This window comes from Burkholderia sp. 9779_493, from assembly GCF_015712215.1.
In the GTDB taxonomy this organism is placed as follows: domain Bacteria; phylum Pseudomonadota; class Gammaproteobacteria; order Burkholderiales; family Burkholderiaceae; genus Burkholderia; species Burkholderia cenocepacia.
On record NZ_JACCQA010000037.1, the window covers coordinates 1 to 26,108 of the forward strand.

Consider the following 26,108-nt stretch of genomic DNA (forward strand, 5'->3'; position numbering starts at 1 on the left):
GCCACGACCGGCATTACGCGCCGCGACGCGATCCGCAACGCGAGCACACCACCCGCCAGCAACGCGGCCGCGACGAGCAGCAGCGCGAGATCGTACGAATGCGTGACGTCCTTGATCCGCCCCATCACCGGCGGCAGCGCGAGCCCCGCGATGTTCGCGACCGCGTTGATCAGCGCGATCGACGCGGCCGCCGTGAGGCCCGACACGTACTCGGTCGTCACGGCCCAGAACACCGGCGTCGCGGCCCAGTTGAAGCCGACCGCGAGCACCAGCAGCGCATACGCGACGGGCAGCACCGGCGTATAGATCGCCGCGATCAGCAACGCACCGGCCAGCAGCATCGGCACGCCGAGATGCAGCGCGCGTTCGCCGCCGAGATCCGAATGCCGGCCGTTCAGGTACATCGCGACGCACGCGAACAGGAACGGCAGCGCGGACAGGCTGCCGACCGCGAAGCTCGACTGTCCCGACAGACTCTTCACGAGCAGCGGCAGAAACAGCGTGAGGCCGATCGTGCCGAACGCCTGCAGCAACCAGAACGCGGCGAGCGCCCACACCTTGCCGTCGCCGAACGCACGCCGCAATGCGACGCCGTGCGACAGATGTTCGCGCGGCGCGGCGTCGCGCAGCGTCGCTTCGAGCCACGCGCGTTCGTCGGCCGGCAGCCAGCGCGCGTGCGCGGGCGTGTCCGGCAGGCGGCGCAGCACGACGAACCCGAGCAGCAACGCGGGCACGCCTTCGAGCAGGAACAGCCAGCGCCAGCCTTCGACGCCGAGCACGCCGTTCAGGTTCAGCAGCGCGCCGGACAGCGGCAGCCCGATCACCGACGCGAGCGTCGCGCCGATATAGAAGAACGACATCGCCCGCGCCCGGTCGCTCTGCGGATACCACGCGGACAGGTAGTAGATGATGCCCGGCGTGAAGCCGGCTTCGGCCGCGCCGAGCAGCAGCCGCATCGCATAGAGCTGCCCCGGCGTCTGCACCGCGCTCATCGCGGCCGCGACGATGCCCCACGTGATCATGATCCGCGCGATCCAGCGACGCGCGCCGACCCGCGCGAGGAACAGGTTGCTCGGCACCTCGAACAGGATGTAGGTCACGTAGAACAGCCCCGCGCCGAGCCCATACATTTCGGCGCTGAGGCCGAGGTCGGCGTTCATCTGCAGCGCCGCGACCGAGATGTTCGAGCGGTCGATATACGCGACGAGGTACAGCAGCATCAGGAACGGAATCAGGCGCAGGTTCAGGCGCCGCATCGTCGCGGCGTGCAACTGCGGGGCGGGGGCGGTCATCGGCATGTCTCCTGGATCGTCTCGCGCGAGGCGCGGCGTCATACAGGCCAGTCTAGGAGCCGCATGAAATTCGCGTCAATTACCGGGACGTCTTCTCGATATGTGAGACGCGAGCGGGCGCGATGCGCAGCCAGCCGGGTTGTCGCGTCGTCGTCGGAACAGCGTCGCCGTCACGTACGCTCGCCGTTCGCGTCGTCGGACGCCAGCATGTGCGGAATCTCGTCGACCAGCGCATCGACGACGACCCGCACCTTCGACGGCACGTGGCGCGCCGCCGGCCGCACCGCGAACACTTCGGCGCCCGACACGCTGTCGCTGTCCATCACGAGCGCGAGGCGGCCGTCGCGCACGTACGGCGCCATCAGCCAGCACGGCAGCCACGCGAGGCCCGCGCCGGCGGCGGCCGCGTCGGCGATCGCCTGCAGGTCGTCGAACCGCAGGCGGCCGGCCGCGCGATGGTCGTGCACCGCGCCATCCGCGCCGATGATCCGCCACGGTGTCGGCTGTCCGCCGCGCGAATACGCGATGCCGACGTGCGACGCGAGTGCCTCGAGCCCCGACGGCCGGCCATGACGCGCGAGATAGTCGGGCGATGCGCAGATGCCCATGCGTTGCACGCCCAGCTTGCGGCCGACCAGCGCGCTCGTATCGGCCAGCTCGCCGATGCGCACGGCCAGGTCGAAACCGTCGTTGACGAGGTCGGCCACGCGATCGCTGAACGACATGTCGATTTCGAGCCGCGGATGGCGCTCGACGAGCCGCCGCACGACGGGCGCCACGCACTGCCGCCCGAACAGCACGGGCACGCTGACGCGCACGCGCCCGGCCGGCTCGCGGCGGCCCGCGTCGAGCGCGGCTTCCGTCTCGCCCAGTTCGGCCAGCAGCCGCCGGCACTGCTCGTAATAGACGAACCCTTCGTCGGTCAGGCCGAGCTGGCGCGTCGTGCGCTGCAGCAGCCGCGCGCCGAGCCGGAGTTCGAGCCGCGCGACGATCTTCGCGACGGCCGAGCGCGTCATGCCGAGGCGCAGCGCCGCCGCCGCGAAGCTGCCCGATTCCACCACGTCGACAAATTCGGCGACGCCTCTGAGCCGTTCGTCCATGCCGTTCCGCTCCGCTCCAATGAAATGCGATGACGGGGTTGTGTCCATGACGGCAACAATCGTTGGCCAAATTCTCGCCAATGCGTCCACCCGCGCGACACTATGATAGTCCGGACTATCTCGAAAAGGAATCGACATGCATGCATGGCAAATCAAACCGGGCGACGGCCTGGCCGGGCTCCGGCGCGTCGACGCGGCAGCGCGCCCGGTCGGGCCGACCGACGTCGTCGTGAAGATCCACTCGGCCGCGCTGAACTATCGCGACCTGATGTTCGCGCGCGGCGACTATCTGGGTATCGGCAAGGAAGCGCTGATCCCCGTCGCCGACGGCGCCGGCGAAGTCGTCGAGACCGGCCGCGACGTCACGCGTTTCAAGCCGGGCGACCGCGTGATCAACACCTACTTCCCGCGCTGGATCGACGGGCCGCCGACGCCGCAGAAAGTCGCGGGGTCGCCCGGCGCGCAATTCGACGGCGTGCTCGCCGAACGCTTCGTGTCCGACGAAACCGCGCTGGTCGCGATTCCCGCGCATCTCGACTACGACGAAGCGGCGACGCTGTCGTGCGCGGGCATCACCGCATGGAACGCACTGTTCGTCGACGGCGGACTGGAGCCGGGCGCGACCGTCGTGCTGCTCGGCACCGGCGGTGTGTCGATCGTCGCACTGCAGCTTGCGCAGGCCGCCGGGTTGCGCACGATCGTCACGTCGTCGAGCGACGCGAAGCTCGAACGCGCGCGTGCACTCGGTGCGGACGCAACGATCAACTATCGCGCGACGCCGGAATGGCAGCACGAGGTGCTGCGGCTCACCGACGGCGCCGGCGCGGATCTGGTCGTCGAGGTCGGCGGCCGCGATACGCTGCCGCGCTCGGTCGCCGCGACGAAAATCGGCGGCATCGTGTCGGTGATCGGTGGCCTCAGCAGCTTCGGCGGGCCGGAACTCGGGCTGCTGTCGCTGATCGGCGGCTTCCGGCGGTTGCACGGTTTCATGGTCGGCAGCCGCGCGATGCTCGACGACGTCGTGCGGCTCGTCGATGCGAAACGGATCAAGCCGGTGGTCGATCGGGTGTTCGGCTTCGACGAAGCGCCGCAGGCGTATGCGCACCTGCAATCGGGGCAGCACTTCGGCAAGGTGGTGATTCGCGTCGCCTCGTGACGCGCGCAAGGACCGCCCGCCGCGGGCCGGCGCTCCACGCGCCGGCCCGCGGCAGGCATCGCCGTCAGATCTTCGCGGTCAGCGTGATCCCGACCGTGCGCGGATCGCCATACAGCACCGGATACGCGCCATACGACGGCAACAACTCGAGTTTCTTGTAGACCTTGTTCGTCAGGTTCGTCACGTAGCCGGTCACGATGTACTTCTGGTTCGGCGTCGTGTACGACACATGCGCGTTCAGCACCGTATAGCCGCCCTGCCAGAGCTGCGGCATCGTCTGCCGCGTCGCGCTGAAGTACTCGCGGCTGCGGTAGTTCACGTCGCCGCCCGCCGTCAGCGTGCCGAACGACACCGGCACGCGATAGTCGACGCCCGCGTTCAGCGTCGTATGCGGCGAACGCGCGAACGAGTTGCCGACGGCCGTCGGCACGTTGCGGAATTCCGTGTAGCGCGTGTTCAGCATCCCGAGGTTCGCGAACAGGTACAGGCTGTTGACCGGCTGCGCCTTCAGTTCCAGCTCGAAACCGTCCGCGCGCCCCTGCCCGGCATTCGACAGCGTCGACACCGGCGGCCCGCCGAACGGGTTCGGCGCCAGCGCGAACACCTGGATGTCGCGATAGTCGTAGTGGAACACGCTCGCGTTGACGATCAGCCGCTTGTCGAACCATTCGCTCTTGATACCGACTTCGTAATCGCTCAGGTACTCCGGCGACACGGTCGACACCGTGCTCTGCGTATACGCGTTGCCGTTGTAGCCGCCCGAGCGGAAGCCGCGCGCATAGCGGAAATACGCGCGCACATTGCTGCTGAGCGCATATTCGGGCGTGAGGTCCCAGGTCGGCGCGCGCCAGGTGTTGGTCTGGTGCTGTTGTGCGCTGACCGCGAGCGGCGACGATACCGACGACGGCGACCACCAGCTGTTCGGATCGCTGAACGTCACGTTGCCCGTATCCTGCAGCCCGGTCAGGTTGATGGTCTTGCGCTCGATCGTGTAGCGCAGCCCGCCCGTCACGTTGAAACGGTCGGTGAACCGGTACTTGACGCTGCCGAAGATCGCCGCGCTCTGCGTGTGCTGCGTGAGGTCGGTCAGATGGTAGTACGCGGGCGACGGCGAGCCCGGCAGCCCGCCGCCGGCACCCTGCTCGGCCAGTTGCTCGGTGAACAGGTGCGTGCCGACGATCCAGCTCAGCCGGTCGTTCTGCGGCGATTCGAGCCGGAATTCCTGCGAAAATTGCCGGCTCGACAGGCGATCGTGCGAGCGCGCCGCATCGACCGGCGAATAGTCCTCGTCGTCCTGGTACCAGCGGTGCAGCCCCTCGAACGCGGTGATCGACGTCAGCGATACGGCCGGGTTGATGCGCCAGTGCGCGGTCAGCGACGTACCCCACGTCGAGATGTGATCGCTCGACGGCGCGTTGAGCGACACCGTGTACGGATCGCTCGACCCGACGAAGCCGAACTGGTTCGTGCCGCCGCGTCCCGCGCCTTCCGCGTGCCATGCGTTGCCGCCGCCCGTATAGTTGCGGCCGTGGATGTTGAACAGGAAATCGGTATCCGACGTCGGCACGGCGAGCACCTGGAAGCGCACCGCGTTGTCGTGGAAGCCGCCGAAGCGCCCTTGCTGCACCGTGTTCGTGTAGAAGCTGTCGGCATTCTCGTGATACACCGACACGCGCGCGGCCAGCACGTCGTTCTTGCCGATCGGCCCGCCGATCGCCGCTTCCGCGAGCCGGCTGTTGTACTGGCCGAGCCCGATTTTTCCGTAGCCGCTCACGTCGAACGTCGGTTTCTGCGACGTGATGCTGAGCGCGCCGCCGACCGTATTCTTGCCCCACAGCGTGCCTTGCGGCCCGCGCAGCACTTCGATGTGGTCGAGGTCGAACAGCGGAAAGCCCTGCCCGAACACGCTGTTGATATAGACGTCGTCGAAGTACACGCCGATCGGGCTCAGCGACAGGTCCGACGGATCGTTGCTGCCCACGCCGCGCAGGAACCAGCGCGGCCGCTCACGGCCTTCGGTCGATTGCCCGGTGAAGTTCGGCACGTACTTCGTCACGTCGTTGATCACGCGCAGTTCGTTGTTCCTGATCGCATCGCCGCTCAGCGCGGTGACCGCGACCGGTACGTCCTGGATGCTTTCCTTGCGCCGGCGCGCCGTCACGGTCACCGTGCCGAGGTTCGTTTCGCGTGCGGCCGCGCCGCGGTTCGCACGCACCGCCTTCGGCGCGGCCGCGGCGGCATCGTCCGATGCCTGTTGCGCCGGCTGCGCGTCCGGCGCGCCCGCCGTCGCCGCGCCGTCCTCTGCCCACGCGGGCAACGACACGGCGCCGCCCGTCAACAGTCCCCCCAGCGCGGTGACGATTAGTTTTTTCCTGAACATCGATGAGTCATCCTGTTTGATCGGTTGAACGCACGTGCGTGCGCGACGCACGGGTTCTCTCATGCAATTCGGATGCCAGCGTCGACATGCCCGTCGCACGGGGCTTGCGGCGGGCATGCCACGCCGGTGTTGCTGCATGCGCATCTGTGAACGACGTCAAACTGCTGGTCACGCAACACCGGCCGACGCCGAAATCGTCAGGACAGCTTCGCAGGCACCGGCTGCGTCGCGTCGCGACGTCCATGCGCGAACCGCAGTGCAAGCGCGCCCAGCACGACGACAGGCAGCCAGCACAGAAACACCGCCCGCAGCCCGACGAGTGGCGCGAGCGCGCTGCCGATCAGCGGACCGCAGAACGCGCCGGTCATCGACGCGAGGTTGTAGAGGCTCGACACCTGGCTCTTGTCGGCCGGATGACGGCCGAGATGCTGCATGTTCACGAGATGCAGCAGCGACGACCCGGCGCACAGCGCGGCGAGACCCGCGCCGACGGTCCATGCGTCGCGCCCGAGGCCGAGCGCGAGCAGCCCGGCCACGCCGCCCGCGACGCTCAGTGCATGGCAACGACGTTCCGTCATTCGCTGCGCGACGTGCCCGAGCCCGAACAGCGCGAGCACCGCGACGACGCCCTGCAACGTCAGCAGCGCGACGGCATGCGTCTGCGCGAGGCCGAGCGACTGGATCGCGAGCACGACCGTATAGGTGCCGACGAGTGCGCGCGTCGCGCTGTTCACCGCTTCCGCGACGAGTTGCTCGCGGATGTCGCGGCGCCACGCGAGCGCGAGCAACGTACGCAGGCTGCCGGTTCCGGTTCGATCACCACGCGGCGGCGGCGGTGCATCGCCGAGCAACGCGCGGCTGAACAACGCCATGCCGGCGAAACTCGCCGATGCCGCGCAGAACGTCGCGACCGCACCGTGCGTGCCGATCAGCCAGCTCGCCAGCCACGGCCCCGCCATCCCCGTTCCGACCGACATCGCCGCGCGATACCAGCCCGCGCGGGCCAGGCCGATCTGCGCGAGACGCGCGAGAAACACCCCGTTGATCGACACGATCCGGAACGGAATGCACAGCCCGATCAGCCCCTGCGTGAGTGCGATCAGCGGCCATGCGCCGGTGAACGGCACGACGAGATTGAGCAGCATCGGCCCCATGCTCGCGGCGAAGTACACGCGCCGTGCACCGTAGCGCGCGACCAGCAGCCCGGCCGGCAATGTCATCAGCGCGATGCCGAGCGGCTCCATCGCGGCGATGATGCCGAGCCGTGCGTCGTCGACGCCGAGCGCCAGCGCATACAGCGTCGTCGCGAGCTGCGCCATGCTGATCGTCGTGCCGCTCGCGAGCGCGAGCAGCATGAAGCCGCCGGTGAAGCGCTCGCGCCGCCATGCGTCGGCGACGCGTGCCGGCGTGCTCACCGCGACAGCGTCGCGATGCCGTCGAGCGCGCGCCGGTCGATCCACGCGCGCACGTCGAAGTCGGCGGGCAGGAACCGCCAGTCGACCAGGAAGCGCTTGAAATCGTCGAGCGCGGCGATCGACGCTTCGTCGAGATCCGTGCGCAGCCGCCGGTGGACGTTCGCGCCGTATGCGAGCCGCAGCCAGTCGTGGCCCGAGCCCGTCTCGCGACCGAGATAGCCGAGCACTTCGTGCTCGTGCTCGCGGGCCCACCCTTCGACGTCGGTCACGCGTGCGAGAAAGCGGCTGACGATATCGGGGTGGCGCTCCAGCGTCGACGCATTGACGGTCAGCGGGCGCGGCGAGCCGTTGTTGATGCGGATCTGCGGATCGGGATGAAAGCCGATGTCGATCACCGGCTGCGCGCCGATCAGGTGCGCGGTTTCGAGCCCGAGCGAACCTTTCACGTAGATCGCATCGACGTCGCCGCGCACCAGCGCGGCGGCCTCGGCCGCATAGAGCCGCCGGCTCGACAGGCTCGCGGGGTGGCTGAATGCCGCGTCGCGGGTCGCGGGCGTCGACACCGGCACGCGCAGGTTCGAGGCCGGTACGTCGACCCAGTCGACGTCGCCGGGCCCGAGCCCGTCGAGCGACAATGCACTGACGAAACCGCGCAGCGCCGCCGCGCGGAAGATGTCGATCCGCTCGCCGTCGCGGCGCGGCAGGCCGATGCGGCGCCCGCGCAGATCCTTCGGCCGCACGAGGCCGGCTTCCGGCAACGCGACGATCGCCTGCGCCTCGTCGACCCAGGTCAGCGCGATCACGCGCGTGTCGGCGCCGGACGCGCGTGCCCACAGCGCCGGAATGCTGCCGCCCTGGCGGAACGCGTTGTCGAGCGAATGGTCGACGTGCGCGTGATGCAGTGCCGCGTGCTGGCTTTCCTGCAGCGCGCGCACGGTGATGCCGTCGCCGGCGAATTCGTGATCCAGCCAGCCGAGATGGGCGGCGATGCCGAGCGGTGTCGGCACCGGACAGCGCGTGTACCAGATCGACTGGACGTTGTGTGAAGCCGTGGTGCTCATGAATGCGTTCGCAGAAAGGAGTCGTGAAGGGCGCGTCAGCCGCGCGGCGCGGTGAGCACCGACAGTCGCGTGATGCCCGCGTGCTCGATCGCCGCCATCAGCTTCGCGACGGTGCCGTACGGCACGTGCTCGTCGGCCTGCAGGTCGAGCGCGACGTCGGGCCGGCCGGCCTTCAGCGCGGCCAGCTCGGCCGGCACCGTGTCGAGCGCGACCGCGCGCTTGTCGAGATACACGACGCCCTTGCCGTCGACGCTCACGGTGACGTTCGGCTTGCGGTCGGCCGGCGCGGTGGCGACGGTGTTCGGCAGATTCACGTGCACCGCGTTGTTCAGCAGCGGCGCGGTGACGATGAACGCGACCAGCAGCACGAGCATCACGTCGACGAGCGGCGTGATGTTGATTTCGCTGAGCACGTCATCGTTGTCGGAAGAGGACGAGAAGGCCATTATGCGAACGCCTCCTGGCGGGTGTCGTCGGAACGGCGCGCCGGGGCGGCCGCGGGCGCGGCGGCCGGCACGCGGAAGCCGGCCTTCTGCGCGAGCGTGACGAAGTCGGTCGCGAACGCGTCGAGATCGGCCGACGCAGCCTTCACGCGGCGCACGAAGAAGTTGTACGCGAGCACGGCCGGCACCGCGACCGCGATGCCGATCCCGGTCGCGACGAGCGCTTCGCCGATCGGACCGGCCACGACGTCGATGCTCGCCGACGCACTGTGCGTGATCGCGGTCAGCGCATGGATGATGCCGGACACCGTACCGAACAGCCCGACGAACGGCGCGGTGCTGCCGATCGATGCGAGCACCGCGAGCCCCGCTTCCTCGCGCCGGCGCGCGTTGTGGATCTGCTGGCGCAGATGGCGTTCGAGCAGGTCGTGACGGCTCCAGCTGTGTTCGAGATCGTGCGCGCTGCTCTCGTCGGCGCGCCGCAGCGCGTCGAAGCCCGTCGCGGCGAGCTGGCCCACCGGGCTGTTCGCGCCGTCGAGCGCGGCCGCGTCGTGGAAGCTGTTCGCGGCCCAGAATGCGCTGACGTAGCGCCGGTTGCGCGCGCTCGAACGCAGGCTCTGGATCGCCTTCACGACGATCAGCGTCCACGTGACGACGGAGAAGACGACGAGCAGCCAGAGCGCGCCCTGGACGATGAAGGTGGTCGGAATACCGTTCATGATGTGAGTTCCTTGAAAAATGTGGCGGGCGGCCCGGCGGGTCAGCCCAGCTTGAAATCGATCGGCACGTTGACCCAGCCGTCGACCGCTTCGTCGCCGCGCTTCGCGGGCACGAAGGTCCAGCGCTTCACGGCGGCCACCGCCGCGCTGTCGAGCATGCGGCGGCCGCTGCTCGTGCGGACCTCGACCGAATCCGGCGTGCCGTTCGCGAGCACGTGCACGCGCAGCACGACGCGCCCTTCCCAGCCCTGGTCCTGCGCGAACGCCGGATAGTCGGGCGCCGGGTTGCGCAGGTACGCCGCGTCGCCGATCGGCGCGGTTTCGCGCACCGGCGCGGCGGGTGCGGGCGCAGGTGCCTGAACCGGGGCGGCGGGCGCGGCGACGGCCGGGATTGCCGGCGTTGCCGGCGCGGGTGCGGCTTCGCGCGTCGCCTGCGGCGTGGCAGCCGGCGCCGGATGCGCGACGGCCGCGCGCGGCTTCGGCGGGGTCGGCGCCTGCTTCGGCGGTTTCGGCGGCACGACCGGCGGCGGCGGATGCGCGGCCTGCGGCAGCGGTTCGGGCGGCCGCGTCAATTCGACCGTCATCGGCAACGGCCGGGGCGGCTGCGCGGGCGGTGCGGCAGGCACGCGCGCGGCCAGCAGCGCAACGCCCGCATGCAGTGCCGCGACAGCCAGCGCGATCGCGGCCGCGCCGCGCCATCCGTTCGCCTGCGCCGCTCGTGTGCCCGCCTGCGCGGACGGTACGACCGACGGCGGTCGCGCCCGGGTCGCCGCCGTCACGCTCACCGTGCGCGGCGCGGCCCGCGCCGCATGCCGGCGTGCGGGCGGCACGCCGTATTCGATCGTCAGCCCTGTCATGTTCGACTCCTTGCAATGACGCGCCGCGGCGCGCTACGCGACCCACGCATGGCGGTGCCGGTCGATCTGCGTGAACGGCGCCGGATCGATCCACGCGCGCGCGTCGAAATCGTGTTCGAGAAAGCCCCACTCGACGAGAAAATCCTTGAACGCGACCAGCCCGTCGATCGACGTCGGGGCGAGCCCGGTCTCGAGATGGCGGTGCACGTCCGCGCCATACGCGTAGCGCACCCACTCGTCGGATGCGCGCGTTTCGCGGCCGATATAGGCGACCGTCTCCGCCGGATGGCGCGCGGCCCAGTCGCCCGCGCCGACCACGACCGACAGGAAGCGGCTCACGAGATCGGGGCGCGCGTCGATCAGCGCGCGATCGACGGTCAGCGTGCGTGGCGTGCCGTTGCCGATCCGCACCAGCGGATCGGGATGCGCGCCGAGATCGATGACGACCTGCGCGTCGATCAGATGCACGGTTTCCAGCCCGGCCACGCCCTTCACGAACACCGCGTCGACGTCACCGCGCACGAGCGCCGCGATTTCGAGTCCGTATTCGTGCGGCCCGCGCGTGAACGATGCAGGCCCGGTGCGGCGCTCGTGCGTATCGGGCAGATCGACCCATTCGGCGTCGCCGTGGCCGAGCCCTTCCAGTTCGAGCGCGCTCAGGAAACCTTTCAGCGCGGCCGCGCGCCAGAAGTCGATGCTGATCGGATGGTGCGGCAAGCCGAGCCGCCGCCCGCGCAGGTCGCGCGCGGTGCGAATGCCGCGCTCGTGCAGCGTGACGATCGCCTGGAATTCGTTGGTCCACGACAGGCCGATCACGCGTGTATCGGCGCCGCGTGCCCGCGCCCACAGCGCGGGAATGTTGCCGCCCTGCCGGAACGAGTGCGGCAGGCTGTGATCGAAGTGCGATTCGCGCTTGTCGGCGTCGTCCGTCTCCTGCAGCGAATGCAGCGCGATGCCGTCCGGCCCGAACTCCTCGTCGAACCAGCCGCGATGCACGGCGATGCCGAGCGCGGTCGGCACCGGGCAGCGCGTGTACCAGAGTGCGTCGCAAGCCGTGGCCTGCGCAGCGAGTGTCGTCATGGTGAGTATCCTTGTCGTTGTCGTGGATGCGTCGCGGCGGGTCGCCGCGCTCAGGCGCCGGCCACGCGCAGCGCTGCCTGCGTGCCGCGCGCGTTCAGCGCGCCGTCGACGAGCGGCAACACTTCCTCGCCCACGCGGTATGCCTCTTCGAGATGCGGGTTGCTCGCGAGGATGAACGTCGATACGCCGATCTCGACGTATTCCGCGAGCCGTTCGGCCACCTGCTCGTGGCTGCCGACGATCACGCAGCCGGGGCCGCCGCGAATCTGCGACATCCCGGCCCACAGGTTCGGGCCGACGATCAGGTCGTCGAAGTGCTGCGTGTTGCCCTGGTGCAAGGCGAACTGGCGTTTCGCGCCGACCGACTCCGACGCTTCGCCGCGCCCGCCGAATCCGTTGCGCGTCGTGTCGCCCACCGTCGCGAACATCTGCCGCAGCTCGGCCCACGCCTGCTCCTCGGTCTCGCGCGCCAGGATGTCGATGCGCATGCCGAAGCGCAGGTCGCGCTCGGCGTTCTGCCGGTCGAGCGCGCGACGGGCCGCATCGATCACTTCCTTCTGTTTCGCGAGCGGCTCGCCCCAGCTCAGGTGCACGTCGCCGTGCTTCGCGGCGACCGCGAGCGCCGCGTCGCTCGCGCCGGCCAGATAGATCCGCGGCGGCTTCTGGCCGCTCAGCGGCGGCAGCAGCCCGCCCGCCTCGACGCGATAGAAGCTGCCGTCGAACGTGAACGGCGCGCCGGCCGCGACGCCCTTCACGACGTCGAGGAATTCGTCGGTACGCGCATAGCGGCTGTCGTGATCGATGAAATCGCCGTACGCGCGCTGGTCAGGGCCGCCGCCACCCGTGACGACGTTCCACTCGACGCGGCCGCGGCTGATTCGCTGCAGGCTCGCGGCCATTTGCGCCGCATAGACCGGATGCACGAAATGCGGTTGCAGCGCGATCAGCAGGCGCAGCCGGCGCGTCTCGCGCGCCAGCGCGGCCGCCACGACCCACGGCTCCTCGGTGAAACGGAAGATCGGAATCAGCGCGCCGTGGAAACCGGCGATGTCGGCCGCACGCGCGACCTGCGACAGATAGTCGATGTAGCCGAACGCGTCGTCGTCGACTTTCGGCGCGACACGCGACGCGCGCTGGCGATTCCATTCGCCGCGCGTATGCAGATCGTGTGCGCGCCGGCCGTCGCCGTGCATCGGCAGGCGCCACAGAAATTCAACAGCCATCGGGATTCTCCTTGTCGGCCCGTTCGGATTGCGTGCGGCACCGGCGTGCCGCGCGTATGCAGCGCTGTAAAGCACGCGGTGTGCCAACGGGCTCGCCGCGCCGCGCGCGGGGCCGCCGATGAACGCGCGCCGCGCCTTGCGGGCCGGGCGTAGGCGGCGGTCGAATCACGTGCGCCGATTGCCGCCGAACCCGTCGCGACACGCACTCGCGCCGCTGCTGCATCCGCCGCACCGGTGCTGCGCGCGCAACAGCGCCCGACGCGACTGTTGCTCACGCAACAGCCGGCTCGCCGGCCACCGTGCCGCGCGTCGCCCGCCAGGCCCGCGCCGCCGGCCATACGGCCGCTTCCGTTCACTGGCCCGGAACTTGCAACGTGGAACGGCCCGCGCGTGCGACACCGCGCCTCGACCACGCTTACCCAGACAGGGGAATCTCACACATGACAGACAGGCCCGATTCGTCATCGGACAAGCAGCAGACGTTCTGGTACGCCCGATCGCCGGTGCCGACGCCGCTCGGCATCGCCGTGCATCTCGGCTGGCTCAACGGCGAGACGTCGGCCGACGGCGTCGCGATCCGTTCGCCGCGCGGCGCCACGCGGCACGACGTGTCGTCGATCAGCGATCACACGCTCGCGCAATCGTTTCGCCAGGGCGGCAGCATCCCCGCGATGTGGGCGCGCTCGAACGACGCGCATACGCGCGTGATCGGACTGTCGTGGGTCGACGAGTCGCAGTTGATTCTCGCGCGCCCCGAGTCGGGTATCCGGTCCGTGAAGGCGTTGCGCGGGCGCCGGATCGCGATTCCGAACCGCCCCGACGATCGCATCGACATCTTTCGCGCATCGGCGCTGCGCGGCTTCGTCAACGCGCTGAGCCTCGACGGGCTGACGCTCGGCGACGTCGAACGCGTCGACGTGCGCGCCCGCACGCTGCAAGCCGTCGGGCCGGCGCGGGCGGCGAACCTGTTCGCGTCGCCGCACGGCTTTTCGAGCCGCGCGCTGTATGCGGCCGAAGCCGGCGCGCTGCTGCGCGGCGAAGTCGACGCGATCTACGTGAAGGGTTCGACGGGCCTCGAAATCGCGCAACTGATCGGCGCGCACGTCGTGATCGACATCGGCTTTCATCCGGAGCGCTCGATCCGCAACAACAACGGCACGCCGCGACCGCTGACCGTCAACGCGGACGTGCTCGCGAACCATCCCGACATCGTCGCCGGCTTCCTGAAACTCGTGGTCGCCGCCGGCGAATGGGCCGGCACGCATCCCGACGAAACCGCGCACTACGTGGCCGGCGAAACCGCGTCGTCGATCGACTGGGTGCGCGCCGCGTACGGCAACCAGTTGCACCGGCACCTCGGCGTCAACCTCGACGACGAATCGGTCGCCGCGCTCGACGAGTTCAAGACCTTCCTGCTCGACCACGGCTTTCTGGAAGCCGACTTCGACGTCGCCGACTGGATCGATCCGCGCCCGCTCGCCGACGTGCTGCAGCCCTCGCTGCAAAAACGTGCGTGAGCCCCTTTACCGTTCACTGTTCGGGACCATCATGAAACACACGCTCTGCCTTGCCTCGCTGCGCCGCCCGCTGCGCGCGCTGCTCGCCGCGCTGCCGTTGGCCGCCGCGTCGCTCACCGCCCCGGCCGCGCACGCGGAAGACGCACCCAAGGTCGTGCGAATCGCCGTCGTCGCGTATTCGAGCGGCGGCAAGACGCAATACGCGGGCGCCTCCGCATTGATCGACGCCGACAAGTCGCTCGAAAAAGCGCTCGCCGCGCGGCACGTGACGCTGCAATGGGTGCCGGTGTCGACCGCCGCGGTCGGCACGCTCGTCAACGAGGCATTCACGAACGGCAGCATCGATTTCGCCGGCTACGGCGACCTGCCGTCAGTCGTCGTCAACGCGTCGGGCACGCGCACGCGCCTGATCGTGCCGGGCGGCGTCGGCAGCAATACGTATCTGGTCGTGCCGGCCGGCTCGACCGCGAAGTCGATCGTCGACCTCAAGGGCAAGCGCATCGCGCTCAATCGCGGCCGGCCGTGGGAAGTGCCGTTCAGCAAGCTGCTCGCCGAGAACGGGCTGAAGCTGTCCGACTTCAGGATCTACAACCTCGATCCGCAGGCCGGCGCGGCAGCGGTCGCGGCCGGCCGCGTCGACGGCTTCTTCACGCTGTCCGACGCGTATTCGCTCGTCGACAAGAACGTGGGCAAGATCATCTGGTCGACCAAGCGCGCGCCCGACGACTGGAAGATGCGGGCGGAACTGTGGGCGTCCGACGATTTCGTGCGGCGCTACCCGGACATCACGCAGCTCGTCGCGACGGCCTACGTGCGCGCCGCGCACTGGATCTCGCAACCGCAGAACCGCGACGCGTACGTGAAGATCCTGAGCGCGTCCGGCCAGCCGGAAAGCGTCGTGCGCCGCGAGTACGCGGACGAAGCGACGCCGTGGAAGGAGCAATGGACGCCGCTCTTCACGCCGGCGCTGACCGGCCATTACCGCGACGTCGTCGCGTACAGCCGCCAGGCCGGGCTGACGTCCGCGCCGGTCGACGTGAACGCGCTGCTCGCGCCGACCTTCGTGTCGACCGCGCTCAAGCAGCTCGGCCTCGACGGCTACTGGCGCGCCGACGCGCCGCGCGTCGCGAGCCGCTGATGGCGACGCGCGCCCTCGCGCCGAACGGCCTGCGCGCGGCGGCTCGCCTGCCGAGCGTCGCGCGGCTCCGCGACTACGCGCTGTGGTGGATCACGCCCGTCGCATTCGCCGCGCTGTGGTGGCTCGCGAGCGCGCAGCGCTGGTTCCCGCCGCAGCTCGTCGTGCCGCCCGGCCGCCTCGCGGCGACGCTGCGCACGCTGCTCGACACCGGCGAACTGCGGGACAACCTGTCGATCACGCTGCATCGTCTTGCGCTCGGTTTCGCGATCGGCGCGACCGGCGGCGCCGCGTTCGGCGTCCTGCTCGCGCGCAGCCGGCTGTTCTCCGACTACCTGCGGCCGACCTTCGACCTGCTGCGGCAACTCCCGACGCTCACGCTGATTCCGCTGCTGATCCTGCTGATCGGCGTCGACGAGCCGTTGAAGCTCGTCGTGGTCGGCAAGGCCGTGTTCTTCCCGGTCGCGCTGGCCGCATACACGGGCGTGCACGATGCGCCGCGCGATCTCGTCGAGATGGCGCGCCACTACGGGCTCGGCCGCTTCGCGCTGCTGCGCGACGTGCTGCTGCCGGCCGCGCTGCCGCCGCTGCTGACCGGCGTACGGATCGCGCTCGCGCGTGCATGGCTCGCGCTCGTCGCGGTCGAGCTGCTCAGTGCGGACAGCGGCGTCGGCCAGATGATGGAACTCGCCCGGCAGATGCTGCGGCTCGACGTGGTGCTCGTCGACGTTGCGGTCATCGGGCTGATCGGCTTCGCGCTCGACCGTTCGATCGCACTCGTGCAGCGCTACGCGTTGCGCTGGCAAACGCCCGCGCGCTGACCCCGACCGGAATCGCTTCGGAATGACCTTCGTGACTCGTACTTTCCCGTTCGCCCCGCTGCGCCGCCGCGCGCGCGGCCTCGTCGTGCCGGCGCTGCTGCTGGCCGCGTGGCAAGCCGCGTCGTCCGGCGACGCGGCCCATCAATATGCGTTCGTGCCGCTGCAGCAGGTCGGCGCCGCATTGCTCGAACTCGCGCGCAGCGGCGAACTCGCGACCGATCTCGGCGCGAGCCTGCGCCGCACGACGCTCGGGCTCGGGTTCGGCGTCGCATTCGGGCTCGCATTCGGCGCGGTGATGGCGCGTTCGTCGCTCGCGCGCAAGCTCGGCGAGCCGGCGTTCCAGGCGCTGCGCTACGTGCCGCTGCTCGGGCTGATTCCGCTGCTGAGCCTGTGGGCCGGCACCGGCGAATTCGCGAAGGTGTTCATCATCGCGCTCGCCGCGTTCTATCCGATGACCACCGCCAGCTTCGACGGGCTGCGCCGCGTCGATCCGCGCTATGTGGAGCTCGCGCAGTCGTATCGCCTGACCCGCATCGGCCTGTGGCGCGACGTGCTGATCCCCGGCGCGTTGCCCGACCTGTTCGCGGGCGTGCTGCAGGCCGTGCCGTTCGCGTGGATCACCGCGACCAGCAGCGAGTTGCTGTTCAACACGGGCGCCGGCGTCGGCAGTCTGATGCAGAACGCGCAGGCCGGCGCGCGCGCCGACGTGCTGCTGGTGTGCGTGCTGGGCGTGACGGCGCTGGCCGTCGGCATGAGCGCGTCATGCGAGCGGATCGCGCGGCGCGCGCTGCGCTGGCGCGATCACGCCTGACGGCGCAGCCGCGCGTCGGCGGCGTCGCCGTCGCCTGCGTCGCGCGGCTTCAGGATGCCGAGCTGCGCGAGCCGGGCACGCACGATGTTGCGCGACTGGTCGAGCAGGCGCGACATCCGCAACTGGTTGTGCTCGCTGTAATCGAACACGCTGCGGTACACGGTGTCCTCGATGTGCTGCCACAACGCCGGCGTGCCGAGATCCAGCAACTCGATCACCGCACGGCGCAGCGCGTCGGTCGCCTCGGCCACGTCGCGCGCGCGGCGCGGCGGCGCGGCGGCCGGGCCCGGTGCGTCTGCCGGGTCGGGGGCGAGCGACAGCGCGGAGAACTGCAGGTCGCCGACGTCGATCGCGCCGCCTGCACAGATCAGCACCGCGTGATGAATCACGTTCTCCAGTTCGCGGATGTTGCCGGGCCACGCGTGCGCATGCAGCCTGCTGCGCGCGGCGTCGGTCAGCGTCGGCGCGGTGACGCGCAGCCGCTTCGCATAGGTATCGATGAAGTGTTCGATCAGCGGCGCGATGTCGCCGGGCCGCTCGCGCAGCGGCAGCAGGCTCAGCTTCACGACGTTGAGCCGGTAGTACAGATCCTCGCGGAAATTGCCCGCGCGCACCGCGGCTTCGAGATTCACGTTGGTCGCCGCGACGAGCCGCACGTCGATCTTCACGGTCTTGCGCGACCCGACCGGCGTCACCTCGCGCTCCTGCAGCACGCGCAGCAGCTTGACCTGCGCGGACAGCGGCAGGTCGCCCACTTCGTCGAGAAACAGCGTGCCGCGATTCGCGGATTCGAACCAGCCGGGCTGGCTGTTGATTGCGCCGGTGAACGCGCCGCGCTCGTGGCCGAACAGTTCGCTTTCGATCAGCGTTTCCGAAAACGCGCCGCAATTCACCGCGACGAACGGCCCGTCGTGACGCTCGCTCAGCGAATGCACGAGGCGCGCGATCAGCTCCTTGCCGGTGCCGCTCTCGCCGGTGACGAGCACCGTCGCGTCGCTCGGCGCGACCAGCTGGATGCGTTCGAGCAGCACCCGCGATTTGGGATCGTCGAACGTCAGTGCCTTCGCACGGATCGTGATCGCGTGCGAAGTCGGGTCCGGCAAGCTGAAGATGGCCATGGCACGACCGGCGTGTTGAACGGGGAAGGTTCGACGATAGCAAGGCGCACGCCGGCCACGAACCAATTCATCGAGCTATCGGTATGACGGCGGCCGGATTGCGCCGGCCGCCGCGCGGCGTCATGCGAGGCCGGTCATCTTCCATTGCTGTTCGAGCGCACCCGGCCCGAATTCGAGCGAGCCGCCGAGCGGTTCCGCGAGCGCCTGGAAATACGCGGCTTCCTCGAGGATCAGGATGTACTTCGACACGTCGAGGATCGACTTGCCCCAGAACGTCGCGCCGCCGTTCGCCTCGATGATCGCCGGCACGTCGGGATCGCGCCGGATCGTGTCGACGATGAAGCGCGGCTCGCCGGGGCGGCGATCGACATAGACGGGAATTTCACGCGCCCGCGTGTAGCGCGCGGCCGGCGCATAACGGATCGGCAGCGGACGATGCGCGCTCGCCCACGCACCGAGATACGGGCCGTGTACGTGAATCACCACGTCGACTTCCGGCGCCTCGCGAAATACGCCTGCGTAGCGCGGGCCGTTGCCGCCGGCGCGTGCGTCACCGTGCAGCACGTCGCCGTCGAGCGTCACGACGACCGGCTGGATCTCCTGCGACGCGGCCCACGGGCTGGGCGCGGATAGCGCGACGACGAGCTCCGTGCCCGGCACGCGCTGGAATGCCTGGAACGTGTTGGTGGCGCTGAGCGTGCGCGTTTCCTTCAGCACGCGCGCGGCTTGCGCGAATTCGCGCGTGGCGCGCTCGACGAAGGCCACGAGTTCGCCGCTGTCGATGGCTTGGGTGACGGACATGAGGGCGTTTCCTTGATCGGTTGAACGGTTGAACGGAAGGGCTCGCGTCGCCACGCCGCGACGCACGGTCGACGGATCAGCAGCAATCGTGCCAGCGCTGCGATTTGCGTATCGAGGGCCGGCCGGCGTGGCGCAGGCACGCGATGCCAGCGTTGCGCCGTGCAGCCCGCGCGTGCGCGTTTTGTTGCGGAAGCAACACCGTGCCGGCCGGGATTGCTGCGCGACACGCAGCCCGGTGCATGCGTGCGATACGGGCGGCATCGACCGATCGTCCGTCGTGCCGCGCGTTGCGTACGCAACGACCCTTCTGGTTCGAAACTTGCATCGCACTCGGCCCGCGCCCGCATTGCCCGGCGCATCCGATCTCATCGACCTCCATCCGACCATGACGCTTCTTTCCCTGCGCGGCGTCGCCGCGCGCACGCTGCTCGTATCGGCGCTCGCCGCTTCTTCCGTCGTTTCGCTCGCGGCTTCGCCCGGCCGCGTCCCGGCTCCCGACCCGTTGCAGGGCGACGGCCGCGTATCCGCGTTCTACACGTGGGACCGCGACATTCCGGCCAGGCCCGGTGTGCTGCTGCGCACCGAGCCGCTGCCCGCGACGGTCGGGCTCGCGAGCGCCGCGCGACAATTGCGCATCCTGTACGCGTCGACCGACGGCGTCGGCGGCCATGCGCCGATCGCCGTGTCGGGCGCGCTGTTCGTGCCGCGCGGCACGCCGCCGGCCGGCGGCTGGCCGATCGTCGCGTGGGCGCACGGCACGTTCGGGATGGCCGACATCTGCGCGCCGTCGTGGTTCGGCCGCTCGTATCGCGACGTGCGCTACCTGAACGCCTGGCTTCAGCAAGGGTTCGCGGTGGTCGCCACCGACTATCAGGGGCTCGGCACACCGGGCCCGAATCCGCAGCTCAACAACCGTTCGAACAGCTACACGCTGCTCGACAGCGTGCGCGCGGTGCTCGGCGGCGTGCCGGGCCTCGCGAACGAGGTCGTGCTGGTCGGCCAGTCGCAAGGCGGCTCGGCCGTGATCGCGGCAGCCGGCTACGCGCCGGCCTATGCGCCCGAACTGGCGATCCGCGCGACCGTCGCGACTGGCACGATCTACAACGCGTCGCACGCCACGCTCGCGGCGCTGCCGAAGTTCGAGACGGCGTACCGGCGCGATCCCGACCGCGTCGATCCGACGCTCGCGTACCAGTTCTACTCGGTGCTGTCCGCGCAGCAGATCGATCCGTCGCTGCGGGCCGACGAGGTACTGACCGACACCGCGCTGCCGATTCTCGACCAGGCGCGCATCGGTTGCCTCGCATCGCTCGAGGACGATGCGGCGCTCGCGCACCTCACGCACGCGAACACAGTGAAGCCGGGCGGCGATGCGCGGCTGAAGGCGTGGTGGGACGACTACCTGAAATACCCGACGCTGAAGATCGCGACGCCCGTCTTCATCGGCGCGGGCGCGGACGACGGGCTGGCGCCGCTCGAACTCGCGCTCGCCAGGGACGCGTGCGCGGCGGGCACGACGGTCGAGGCGCACCTGTATGCGGGCCGCGAGCACAACGGCACCGTGAACGCGTCGCTCGCCGATTCGATTCCGTTCGTGAAACGCGTGCTGGCCGGCGAGACGATCCGCCCGGTCTGCTCGCCTGCCGCGCAGCCGGCCGTGTCGCAATAGCCGGTTCACCGCGCTTTGCACGACGGCGCGAATGCTTGTGCAAATCCGTTATTGGATCGCGCCGCCGCCCATTTTTATACTCGTCAGCACTCTCTGCCAAAGAGTGCCAGCCAACTTCGACAGAACCGTACAGGACGAAAAAATGAGCCTACGCCCCTTGCACGATCGCGTGATCGTGAAGCGACTCGATCAGGAAACCACCACCGCGTCGGGCATCGTGATCCCCGACAGCGCCGCCGAAAAACCCGACCAGGGCGAAGTGATCGCCGTGGGCCCCGGCCGCAAGGACACGGACGGCCAGCGCATCGTGCCCGACCTGCAGGTCGGCGAGCGCGTGCTGTTCGGCAAGTACGCGGGGCAAGCCGTCAAGGTGGACGGCAACGAGTTTCTCGTGCTGCGCGAAGAAGACATCGTCGCGGTCGTCAATCAATAACGGAGCGCAATCATGGCAGCCAAGGAAATCATTTTCAGCGACATCGCACGGTCGAAGCTGACCGAAGGCGTGAACATCCTCGCGAACGCGGTGAAGGTCACGCTCGGGCCGAAAGGCCGCAACGTCGTGCTCGAACGCAGCTTCGGCGCACCCGTCGTCACGAAGGACGGCGTGTCGGTCGCGAAGGAAATCGAACTCGCGGACAAGCTGCAGAACATCGGCGCGCAGCTCGTGAAGGAAGTCGCGTCGCGCACCAGCGACGCGGCCGGCGACGGCACGACGACGGCCACCGTGCTCGCGCAGGCGATCGTCCGCGAAGGCCAGAAATACGTGGCGGCCGGGCTCAATCCGCTCGATCTGAAGCGCGGCATCGACAAGGCCGTCGCGTCGGCCGTCGACGAATTGAAGAAGATCAGCAAGCCGACCACCACGAGCAAGGAAATCGCGCAGGTCGCGACGATCTCCGCGAACGGCGAGGAATCGATCGGCCAGCGCATCGCGGAAGCAATCGACCGGGTCGGCAAGGAAGGCGTGATCACCGTCGAGGACGGCAAGTCGCTCGCGGACGAGCTCGACGTCGTCGAAGGGCTGCAGTTCGATCGCGGCTACCTGTCGCCGTATTTCATCAACAATCCGGACAAGCAGATCGCCGAGATCGAAAGCCCGTACATCCTGCTGCACGACAAGAAGATCTCGAACATCCGCGACCTGCTGCCGGTGCTCGAACAGGTCGCCAAGTCGGGCCGGCCGCTGCTGATCATCGCGGAAGACGTCGAAGGCGAAGCGCTCGCGACGCTGGTCGTCAACAACATCCGCGGCATCCTGAAGACGGTCGCGGTCAAGGCGCCGGGCTTCGGCGATCGCCGCAAGGCGCTGCTCGAGGACATCGCGATCCTCACCGGCGGCCAGGTGATCGCCGAGGAAACGGGCCTGACGCTCGAGAAGGCCACGCTCGCCGAACTGGGGCAGGCGAAGCGCATCGAGGTCGGCAAGGAAAACACCACGGTGATCGACGGCGCGGGCGATGCGAAGAACATCGAGGCGCGCGTGAAGCAGATCCGCGTGCAGATCGACGAAGCGACGTCCGACTACGACCGCGAGAAGCTGCAGGAGCGCGTCGCGAAGCTCGCGGGCGGCGTGGCGGTGATCAAGGTCGGCGGTGCGACCGAAATCGAGGTGAAGGAGAAGAAGGATCGCGTCGACGACGCGCTGCACGCCACGCGCGCGGCCGTCGAGGAAGGCATCGTGCCGGGCGGCGGCGTCGCGCTGATCCGCGTGCGGCAGGCGATCCGCGAACTGAAAGGCGCGAACGCCGACCAGGACGCGGGCATCAAGATCGTGCTGCGCGCGCTGGAGGAACCGCTGCGCCAGATCGTCACGAATGCGGGCGAGGAAGCGAGCGTCGTCGTCGCGAAGGTCGCGGAAGGCACCGGCAACTTCGGGTACAACGCGCAGACGGGCGAGTACGGCGACCTCGTCGAATCGGGCGTGCTCGATCCGACCAAGGTCACGCGCACCGCGCTGCAGAACGCGGCGTCGGTGGCCGGGCTGCTGCTGACGACCGATGCGACCGTGTTCGAAGCGCCGAAGGATGCGGCGCCCGCTGCCGCGCCGGGCGGCCCGGGCGCGGGCGGGCCGGGGTTCGATTTCTGACGACGCAGCGTGCGCGCCGGTTCGCCGGCGTGCGCGCGGCCGGGCAGGACCCTGCAACGCGTGGCGACGAAAGTCGTCACGCGTTGTGCGCTTTGGCGCACCGCAATACGATTGCCGGCGGGCCGATTGCCGCGCTCGGGTAAGATGAAGACCCGTCCCGTCACGCCACCGCCACGCCATGTCGCCCATCGCCAACATCCCGCTGCCGCTCGCCGGCGTCCTGCTGCTGAGCGTCGCCAGTCCCGGCCCGAATTTCGTGATCGTCACGTCCACCGCCGTCGTGTCGCGCCGCGCGGGCATGATGACGGGGCTCGGCCTCGCCGCCGCGTCGGGCACCTGGGCCGCGATCGCGATCGCCGGCCTGAGCCTGCTCGTGACCCACGTCGCCTGGGTACACACCGCGCTGCGGCTGGCGGGCGCCGCCTACCTGATCTGGCTCGGCCTGAAAATGATCGTGACCGCGCGCAAGCCGTTGCCCGTTTCCGCACCGGCCGCGACGTCCGACTGGCGCGCGGCGAGAAAAGGCTACGTCGTCAGCATGACGAACCCGAAGTCCGTCGCGTTCTACGGCAGTATCTTCGCGCTGATGGTGCCGGCCCATGCGCCGGCGTGGCTCGATCTGTCGGTCGTCGTGCTGTCGGTCGCGATCTCGGCTGCGTGGTATTGCACGATGGCGCTGCTCGCGTCGCATCCGTCGGTGCGCCGGCTGCTGATCCGGCGCAAGGCCGTGCTCGATACGGCCGCCGGGCTGTTGCTGATGGGCGTGGGTGGGCGGATGCTGGCCGGACGTTGATCCGCGGCGCCCCGATCGCTTCCGTCGCTCATCATGCCGACCGCACACACCCTTCTGGACGACTACGAACGCCTCGGCTGGACCGGTAACGATCCGATGTCGCAGATGCTGGCACTGCGGCGCGACGAACCAGCGGCACTCGTCGATCTCGTGATCGCGTCGTTCGATCGCACGTTCGCGCATGCGACGTTCATCGACGCCGCGATCGACCTGATGGACGACATCGCGTTCGCGAACGTTGCAGCCGAAGCGTGGCGACGGGTCGTCGAAGGCGCATGGAACGCGCGACTCGCGAACGTGCTGTCCAGCGTCGCGCTACGATTGCCGCAGGTGTTTTCCGATCACTGGGACGTACTGCTCGACGTGGTCGTCCCCCGGCATTCGCCGCGCATGCATTGTGCGGAATACGCGTGGCGGGCACTCGACGCGGCCACGATCGACGCGTGGCGCCGGCGGCTTGCGCAAGCACCCGCCGTTGACGACGCGGCGCGCGCACGCGCTGTCGCACTGCTCCATTCACGACAACCAGCAGCCGTGCTCGATGCGGTGGCCCGGCTGTTTCCGGACGATCCGGAGCAAGCCGCGAACTGGCTCATGTCAGCGGGCTACACGCTGGAGCACGGCACGTTGCGCGCATTGCACGGCGATTCTCCGCTGCATATCGACTTCGGACGCGCGCTGCGTGCGCCGGCACTTCGCGACATGCCGAAGTGGAAACGCGAGATTCAGGCGAATCATCCGACCTGGCAAGCAGGCGAATCCCGTCGGTCGAACGCGCACTTCGGCGGCGTGTCGCCGCATCGATGCGGCCTGTGCCATCAGCCGTTGCATCGGCTGCTGACGCTGCCGCAACCGATCGAAGCGGGTATCGACAGCACGACGCCCGTGTCGTTCGCCACCTGCCTGGCGTGCCTCGGTTGGGAAAGCGACGGCCCGCTGTTCTACCGGCACGACGAGTCGGGTCATGCGGTCGCCCATCCCTCGCAGCGGCACGATGCCGCGATCGAGCCCGACTATCCGGCCAGCCCCTTCGTCGAATCCGACGTCGACGTTTTCGCCGCGCCCGCTCGCTGGGCCTGGCAGGAATGGGGCGAGTCGAACGGCAGGCAGAACCTCAGCCGCGTCGGCGGTCCGCCGTCGTGGGTGCAGTCCTCGTGGTATCCCGATTGCCCCGATTGCGGCCGCAAGATGCGCTTCGCCATGCAGCTCGACTCCGAGCTTCCGCAAGTCGACGGCGGCGAATGGCTGTGGGGCAGCGGCGGCGCGAACTATACGTTCTGGTGCGCGCCATGCCGGACCAGCGCGCATCTGTGGCAGTGCACGTAACGCGCGATTCACGCACCTTTACGACCTTTTTACTTGCGCCCGCGCATCCGTTCACTAGAATGGATTCGCCATCCACCACCGAGCACGCGCCATGCGCATCCGAAGTCCTCGTCCTCCGAGTTGCTTCCCCGCCTGACAGGCCGGACGCCTGCGTCTCCTTCCCGAGCCACCGTCCCGCCGACACGCGGACGATGCGCGCCGTAGTCCTTCCCGTGCATGCTTGAACACGACGTCGATGCGGTCGTCCCGCATCGCACATCGCAATGCGTGCGACACGTTCCGCGTAACGGCACGTCATCGATCCGCCGATCCAATCCATTTATTTTGCATCACTGATTTTATTCACGGGGATTCCCGCTTCCGAAGCCGCGCACGCCCCGTCTCGATCGTCTTTCATACAGGAGCAATGGAATGATGCTGGGCTTGACGTTCTGGAAACACGTGATAGGCGCGCGAACCCCTGCTCTTTGCGAGGACCGGACGACGGCGCACGGCCGACACCGCCGGGTATCGAGAACGCTCGTGCTGGCGAGCGCCATCGTGGCGTTCGCGGCAATCGCATTCGGCGCGCCGGTCGTCGGCATTTCAGTGTTTCTGCTGACGACGCTGCCGTTCGTGCTGTCGGGAACCTGAGGGTGTCCGTATCGCGCGCGGCGGCATCGGCGCTCGATACGAGATTTTAATGCCCGGCCCCCGCGTATCTGACACCGTCTTTACGCGGGTTTGTCTAGGATTTCCCTGTCATCCCGACACGGAGAGATCCGCATGCAAACGCATCAGGCCGCCGTCGGCGGCCAATCCGGCCGCCCTCAGCAACGCGGTGGCACACCGTTCGCGACCGCGCTCGCCGACGCCTGTCCGCCGGACAATATCCTGCTCGACGTACCGGTGGAAAGCGCGATCCAGTTGTTCGATCTCGTCGCTCACCATGTCGCACGCGACAGCGGCGTATCCGCGGAACGGATCCGGGCCGAACTGATCAAGCGCGAACAACTCGGCTCGACCGGCCTCGGCCAGGGCGTCGCGATTCCGCATGCGCGAGTCGACGGGATCGGCTCGGCCGTCGCGCTGTTCGTCCGCGCGCGATACCCGTTCACGTTCAACGCGCCCGACCGCAAGCCCGTGCGCGAATTCGTCGTGCTGGTTCTGCCGCACGCGGACGACCGTGCACACCTCGAACTGCTCGCCGACGCCGCACGATGGTTCAGCGAACGCGCGATCCGGCAAGCGTCACGCGACGCACAAACGCCCGACGAGATCCGCCGACTCATGCAACGCACTGTTTGATCGAGCGTCGCGCAACGA

Annotated in this window: 24 protein-coding genes; 12 read left to right on the top strand and 12 right to left on the bottom strand. The window is 69.1% G+C overall.

Features of this window, described 5'->3' with window-relative positions:
• A partial coding sequence (locus H0X95_RS28915) for an MFS transporter (protein WP_196446303.1) occupies nt 1–1,292 on the bottom strand: 1,292 nt, incomplete at its 3' end.
• Nucleotides 1,293–1,462: 170 nt separating this feature from the next.
• Nucleotides 1,463–2,392 (bottom strand): LysR family transcriptional regulator, encoded by a 930-nt coding sequence (locus H0X95_RS28920; protein ID WP_059722391.1) that lies wholly within the window; start codon nt 2,390–2,392, stop codon nt 1,463–1,465.
• 136 nt (nt 2,393–2,528) lie between these two features.
• On the opposite strand from H0X95_RS28920, the gene H0X95_RS28925 reads away from it, so the two are divergent.
• Nucleotides 2,529–3,548, top strand: a complete 1,020-nt coding sequence (locus H0X95_RS28925; RefSeq protein WP_006484330.1) for a zinc-dependent alcohol dehydrogenase family protein — start codon at nt 2,529–2,531, stop codon at nt 3,546–3,548.
• A 64-nt stretch (nt 3,549–3,612) separates the two neighbouring features.
• Here H0X95_RS28925 and H0X95_RS28930 read toward each other — a convergent pair whose 3' ends face one another.
• The 8 genes from H0X95_RS28930 to H0X95_RS28965 form a co-directional block, all read right to left on the bottom strand.
• The gene (locus tag H0X95_RS28930) at nt 3,613–5,928 is read right to left on the bottom strand and encodes a TonB-dependent receptor (RefSeq protein ID WP_006484324.1); all 2,316 of its coding nucleotides are present in this window, start codon (nt 5,926–5,928) and stop codon (nt 3,613–3,615) included.
• 197 nt (nt 5,929–6,125) lie between these two features.
• Complete coding sequence (locus H0X95_RS28935; RefSeq protein WP_059722389.1) at nt 6,126–7,343, bottom strand: MFS transporter; 1,218 nt, start codon at nt 7,341–7,343, stop codon at nt 6,126–6,128.
• On the bottom strand, nt 7,340–8,404 hold the full coding sequence (locus H0X95_RS28940) for an ABC transporter substrate-binding protein (protein ID WP_059722387.1): 1,065 nt from the start codon (nt 8,402–8,404) through the stop codon (nt 7,340–7,342). The genes H0X95_RS28935 and H0X95_RS28940 overlap by 4 nt, the downstream gene beginning before the upstream one ends.
• Nucleotides 8,405–8,439: 35 nt before the next feature.
• Complete coding sequence (locus H0X95_RS28945) at nt 8,440–8,850, bottom strand: ExbD/TolR family protein (protein WP_006484323.1); 411 nt, start codon at nt 8,848–8,850, stop codon at nt 8,440–8,442.
• Nucleotides 8,850–9,566, bottom strand: a complete 717-nt coding sequence (locus H0X95_RS28950; protein ID WP_059722386.1) for a MotA/TolQ/ExbB proton channel family protein — start codon at nt 9,564–9,566, stop codon at nt 8,850–8,852. Before H0X95_RS28950 ends, H0X95_RS28945 begins: the two co-directional genes overlap by 1 nt.
• Before the next feature lie 41 nt (nt 9,567–9,607).
• Complete coding sequence (locus H0X95_RS28955; RefSeq protein WP_059722384.1) at nt 9,608–10,423, bottom strand: energy transducer TonB; 816 nt, start codon at nt 10,421–10,423, stop codon at nt 9,608–9,610.
• 33 nt (nt 10,424–10,456) lie between these two features.
• Entirely contained in the window at nt 10,457–11,503 is a 1,047-nt protein-coding gene (locus tag H0X95_RS28960; protein WP_059722382.1) for an ABC transporter substrate-binding protein, read from the bottom strand.
• Nucleotides 11,504–11,553: 50 nt separating this feature from the next.
• Nucleotides 11,554–12,726, bottom strand: a complete 1,173-nt coding sequence (locus H0X95_RS28965) for an LLM class flavin-dependent oxidoreductase (RefSeq protein ID WP_059722381.1) — start codon at nt 12,724–12,726, stop codon at nt 11,554–11,556.
• 440 nt (nt 12,727–13,166) lie between these two features.
• Between H0X95_RS28965 and H0X95_RS28970 the strand changes: the two genes are divergently transcribed.
• The 4 genes from H0X95_RS28970 to H0X95_RS28985 are packed head-to-tail and all read left to right on the top strand — an operon-like array spanning nt 13,167 to nt 17,010.
• The gene (locus H0X95_RS28970; RefSeq protein ID WP_006482992.1) at nt 13,167–14,243 is read left to right on the top strand and encodes an ABC transporter substrate-binding protein; all 1,077 of its coding nucleotides are present in this window, start codon (nt 13,167–13,169) and stop codon (nt 14,241–14,243) included.
• Nucleotides 14,244–14,274: 31 nt separating this feature from the next.
• Nucleotides 14,275–15,381 carry a PhnD/SsuA/transferrin family substrate-binding protein gene (locus H0X95_RS28975; protein WP_006493806.1) on the top strand — a complete coding sequence of 369 codons (1,107 nt, stop codon included), beginning with the start codon at nt 14,275–14,277 and terminating at the stop codon, nt 15,379–15,381.
• A complete protein-coding gene (locus tag H0X95_RS28980) occupies nt 15,381–16,199 on the top strand; it encodes an ABC transporter permease (RefSeq protein WP_059722379.1) in 819 nt (272 codons plus the stop codon). Before H0X95_RS28975 ends, H0X95_RS28980 begins: the two co-directional genes overlap by 1 nt.
• Nucleotides 16,200–16,221: 22 nt before the next feature.
• Nucleotides 16,222–17,010: an ABC transporter permease gene (locus H0X95_RS28985; protein WP_059722377.1), complete on the top strand. Its 789-nt coding sequence runs from the start codon at nt 16,222–16,224 to the stop codon at nt 17,008–17,010.
• Here H0X95_RS28985 and H0X95_RS28990 read toward each other — a convergent pair.
• Both H0X95_RS28990 and H0X95_RS28995 read right to left on the bottom strand, forming a co-directional pair.
• Complete coding sequence (locus tag H0X95_RS28990) at nt 17,001–18,128, bottom strand: sigma-54 interaction domain-containing protein (protein ID WP_059722376.1); 1,128 nt, start codon at nt 18,126–18,128, stop codon at nt 17,001–17,003. The genes H0X95_RS28985 and H0X95_RS28990 overlap by 10 nt on opposite strands.
• A 120-nt stretch (nt 18,129–18,248) precedes the next feature.
• Nucleotides 18,249–18,929 (bottom strand): class II aldolase/adducin family protein, encoded by a 681-nt coding sequence (locus H0X95_RS28995; protein WP_006491011.1) that lies wholly within the window; start codon nt 18,927–18,929, stop codon nt 18,249–18,251.
• 385 nt (nt 18,930–19,314) lie between these two features.
• Between H0X95_RS28995 and H0X95_RS29000 the strand changes: the two genes are divergently transcribed.
• From H0X95_RS29000 to H0X95_RS29030, 7 genes are all read left to right on the top strand, one after another.
• Nucleotides 19,315–20,598, top strand: coding sequence for a lipase family protein (locus H0X95_RS29000; RefSeq protein WP_058903571.1), 1,284 nt, complete (start codon nt 19,315–19,317; stop codon nt 20,596–20,598).
• A gap of 142 nt (nt 20,599–20,740) precedes the next feature.
• Entirely contained in the window at nt 20,741–21,031 is a 291-nt protein-coding gene (locus H0X95_RS29005; protein ID WP_011694564.1) for a co-chaperone GroES, read from the top strand.
• A gap of 12 nt (nt 21,032–21,043) precedes the next feature.
• Nucleotides 21,044–22,684 (top strand): chaperonin GroEL, encoded by a 1,641-nt coding sequence (gene groL / locus H0X95_RS29010; RefSeq protein WP_006491016.1) that lies wholly within the window; start codon nt 21,044–21,046, stop codon nt 22,682–22,684.
• 178 nt (nt 22,685–22,862) lie between these two features.
• On the top strand, nt 22,863–23,477 hold the full coding sequence (locus tag H0X95_RS29015) for a LysE family translocator (RefSeq protein ID WP_196446304.1): 615 nt from the start codon (nt 22,863–22,865) through the stop codon (nt 23,475–23,477).
• A gap of 33 nt (nt 23,478–23,510) precedes the next feature.
• The gene (locus H0X95_RS29020; RefSeq protein ID WP_059722372.1) at nt 23,511–24,803 is read left to right on the top strand and encodes a hypothetical protein; all 1,293 of its coding nucleotides are present in this window, start codon (nt 23,511–23,513) and stop codon (nt 24,801–24,803) included.
• A gap of 411 nt (nt 24,804–25,214) precedes the next feature.
• Nucleotides 25,215–25,436: a hypothetical protein gene (locus H0X95_RS29025; protein ID WP_006491013.1), complete on the top strand. Its 222-nt coding sequence runs from the start codon at nt 25,215–25,217 to the stop codon at nt 25,434–25,436.
• Nucleotides 25,437–25,568: 132 nt separating this feature from the next.
• Nucleotides 25,569–26,090: a PTS sugar transporter subunit IIA gene (locus tag H0X95_RS29030; RefSeq protein ID WP_006491012.1), complete on the top strand. Its 522-nt coding sequence runs from the start codon at nt 25,569–25,571 to the stop codon at nt 26,088–26,090.
• The last annotated feature ends 18 nt before the right edge of the window (nt 26,091–26,108 follow it).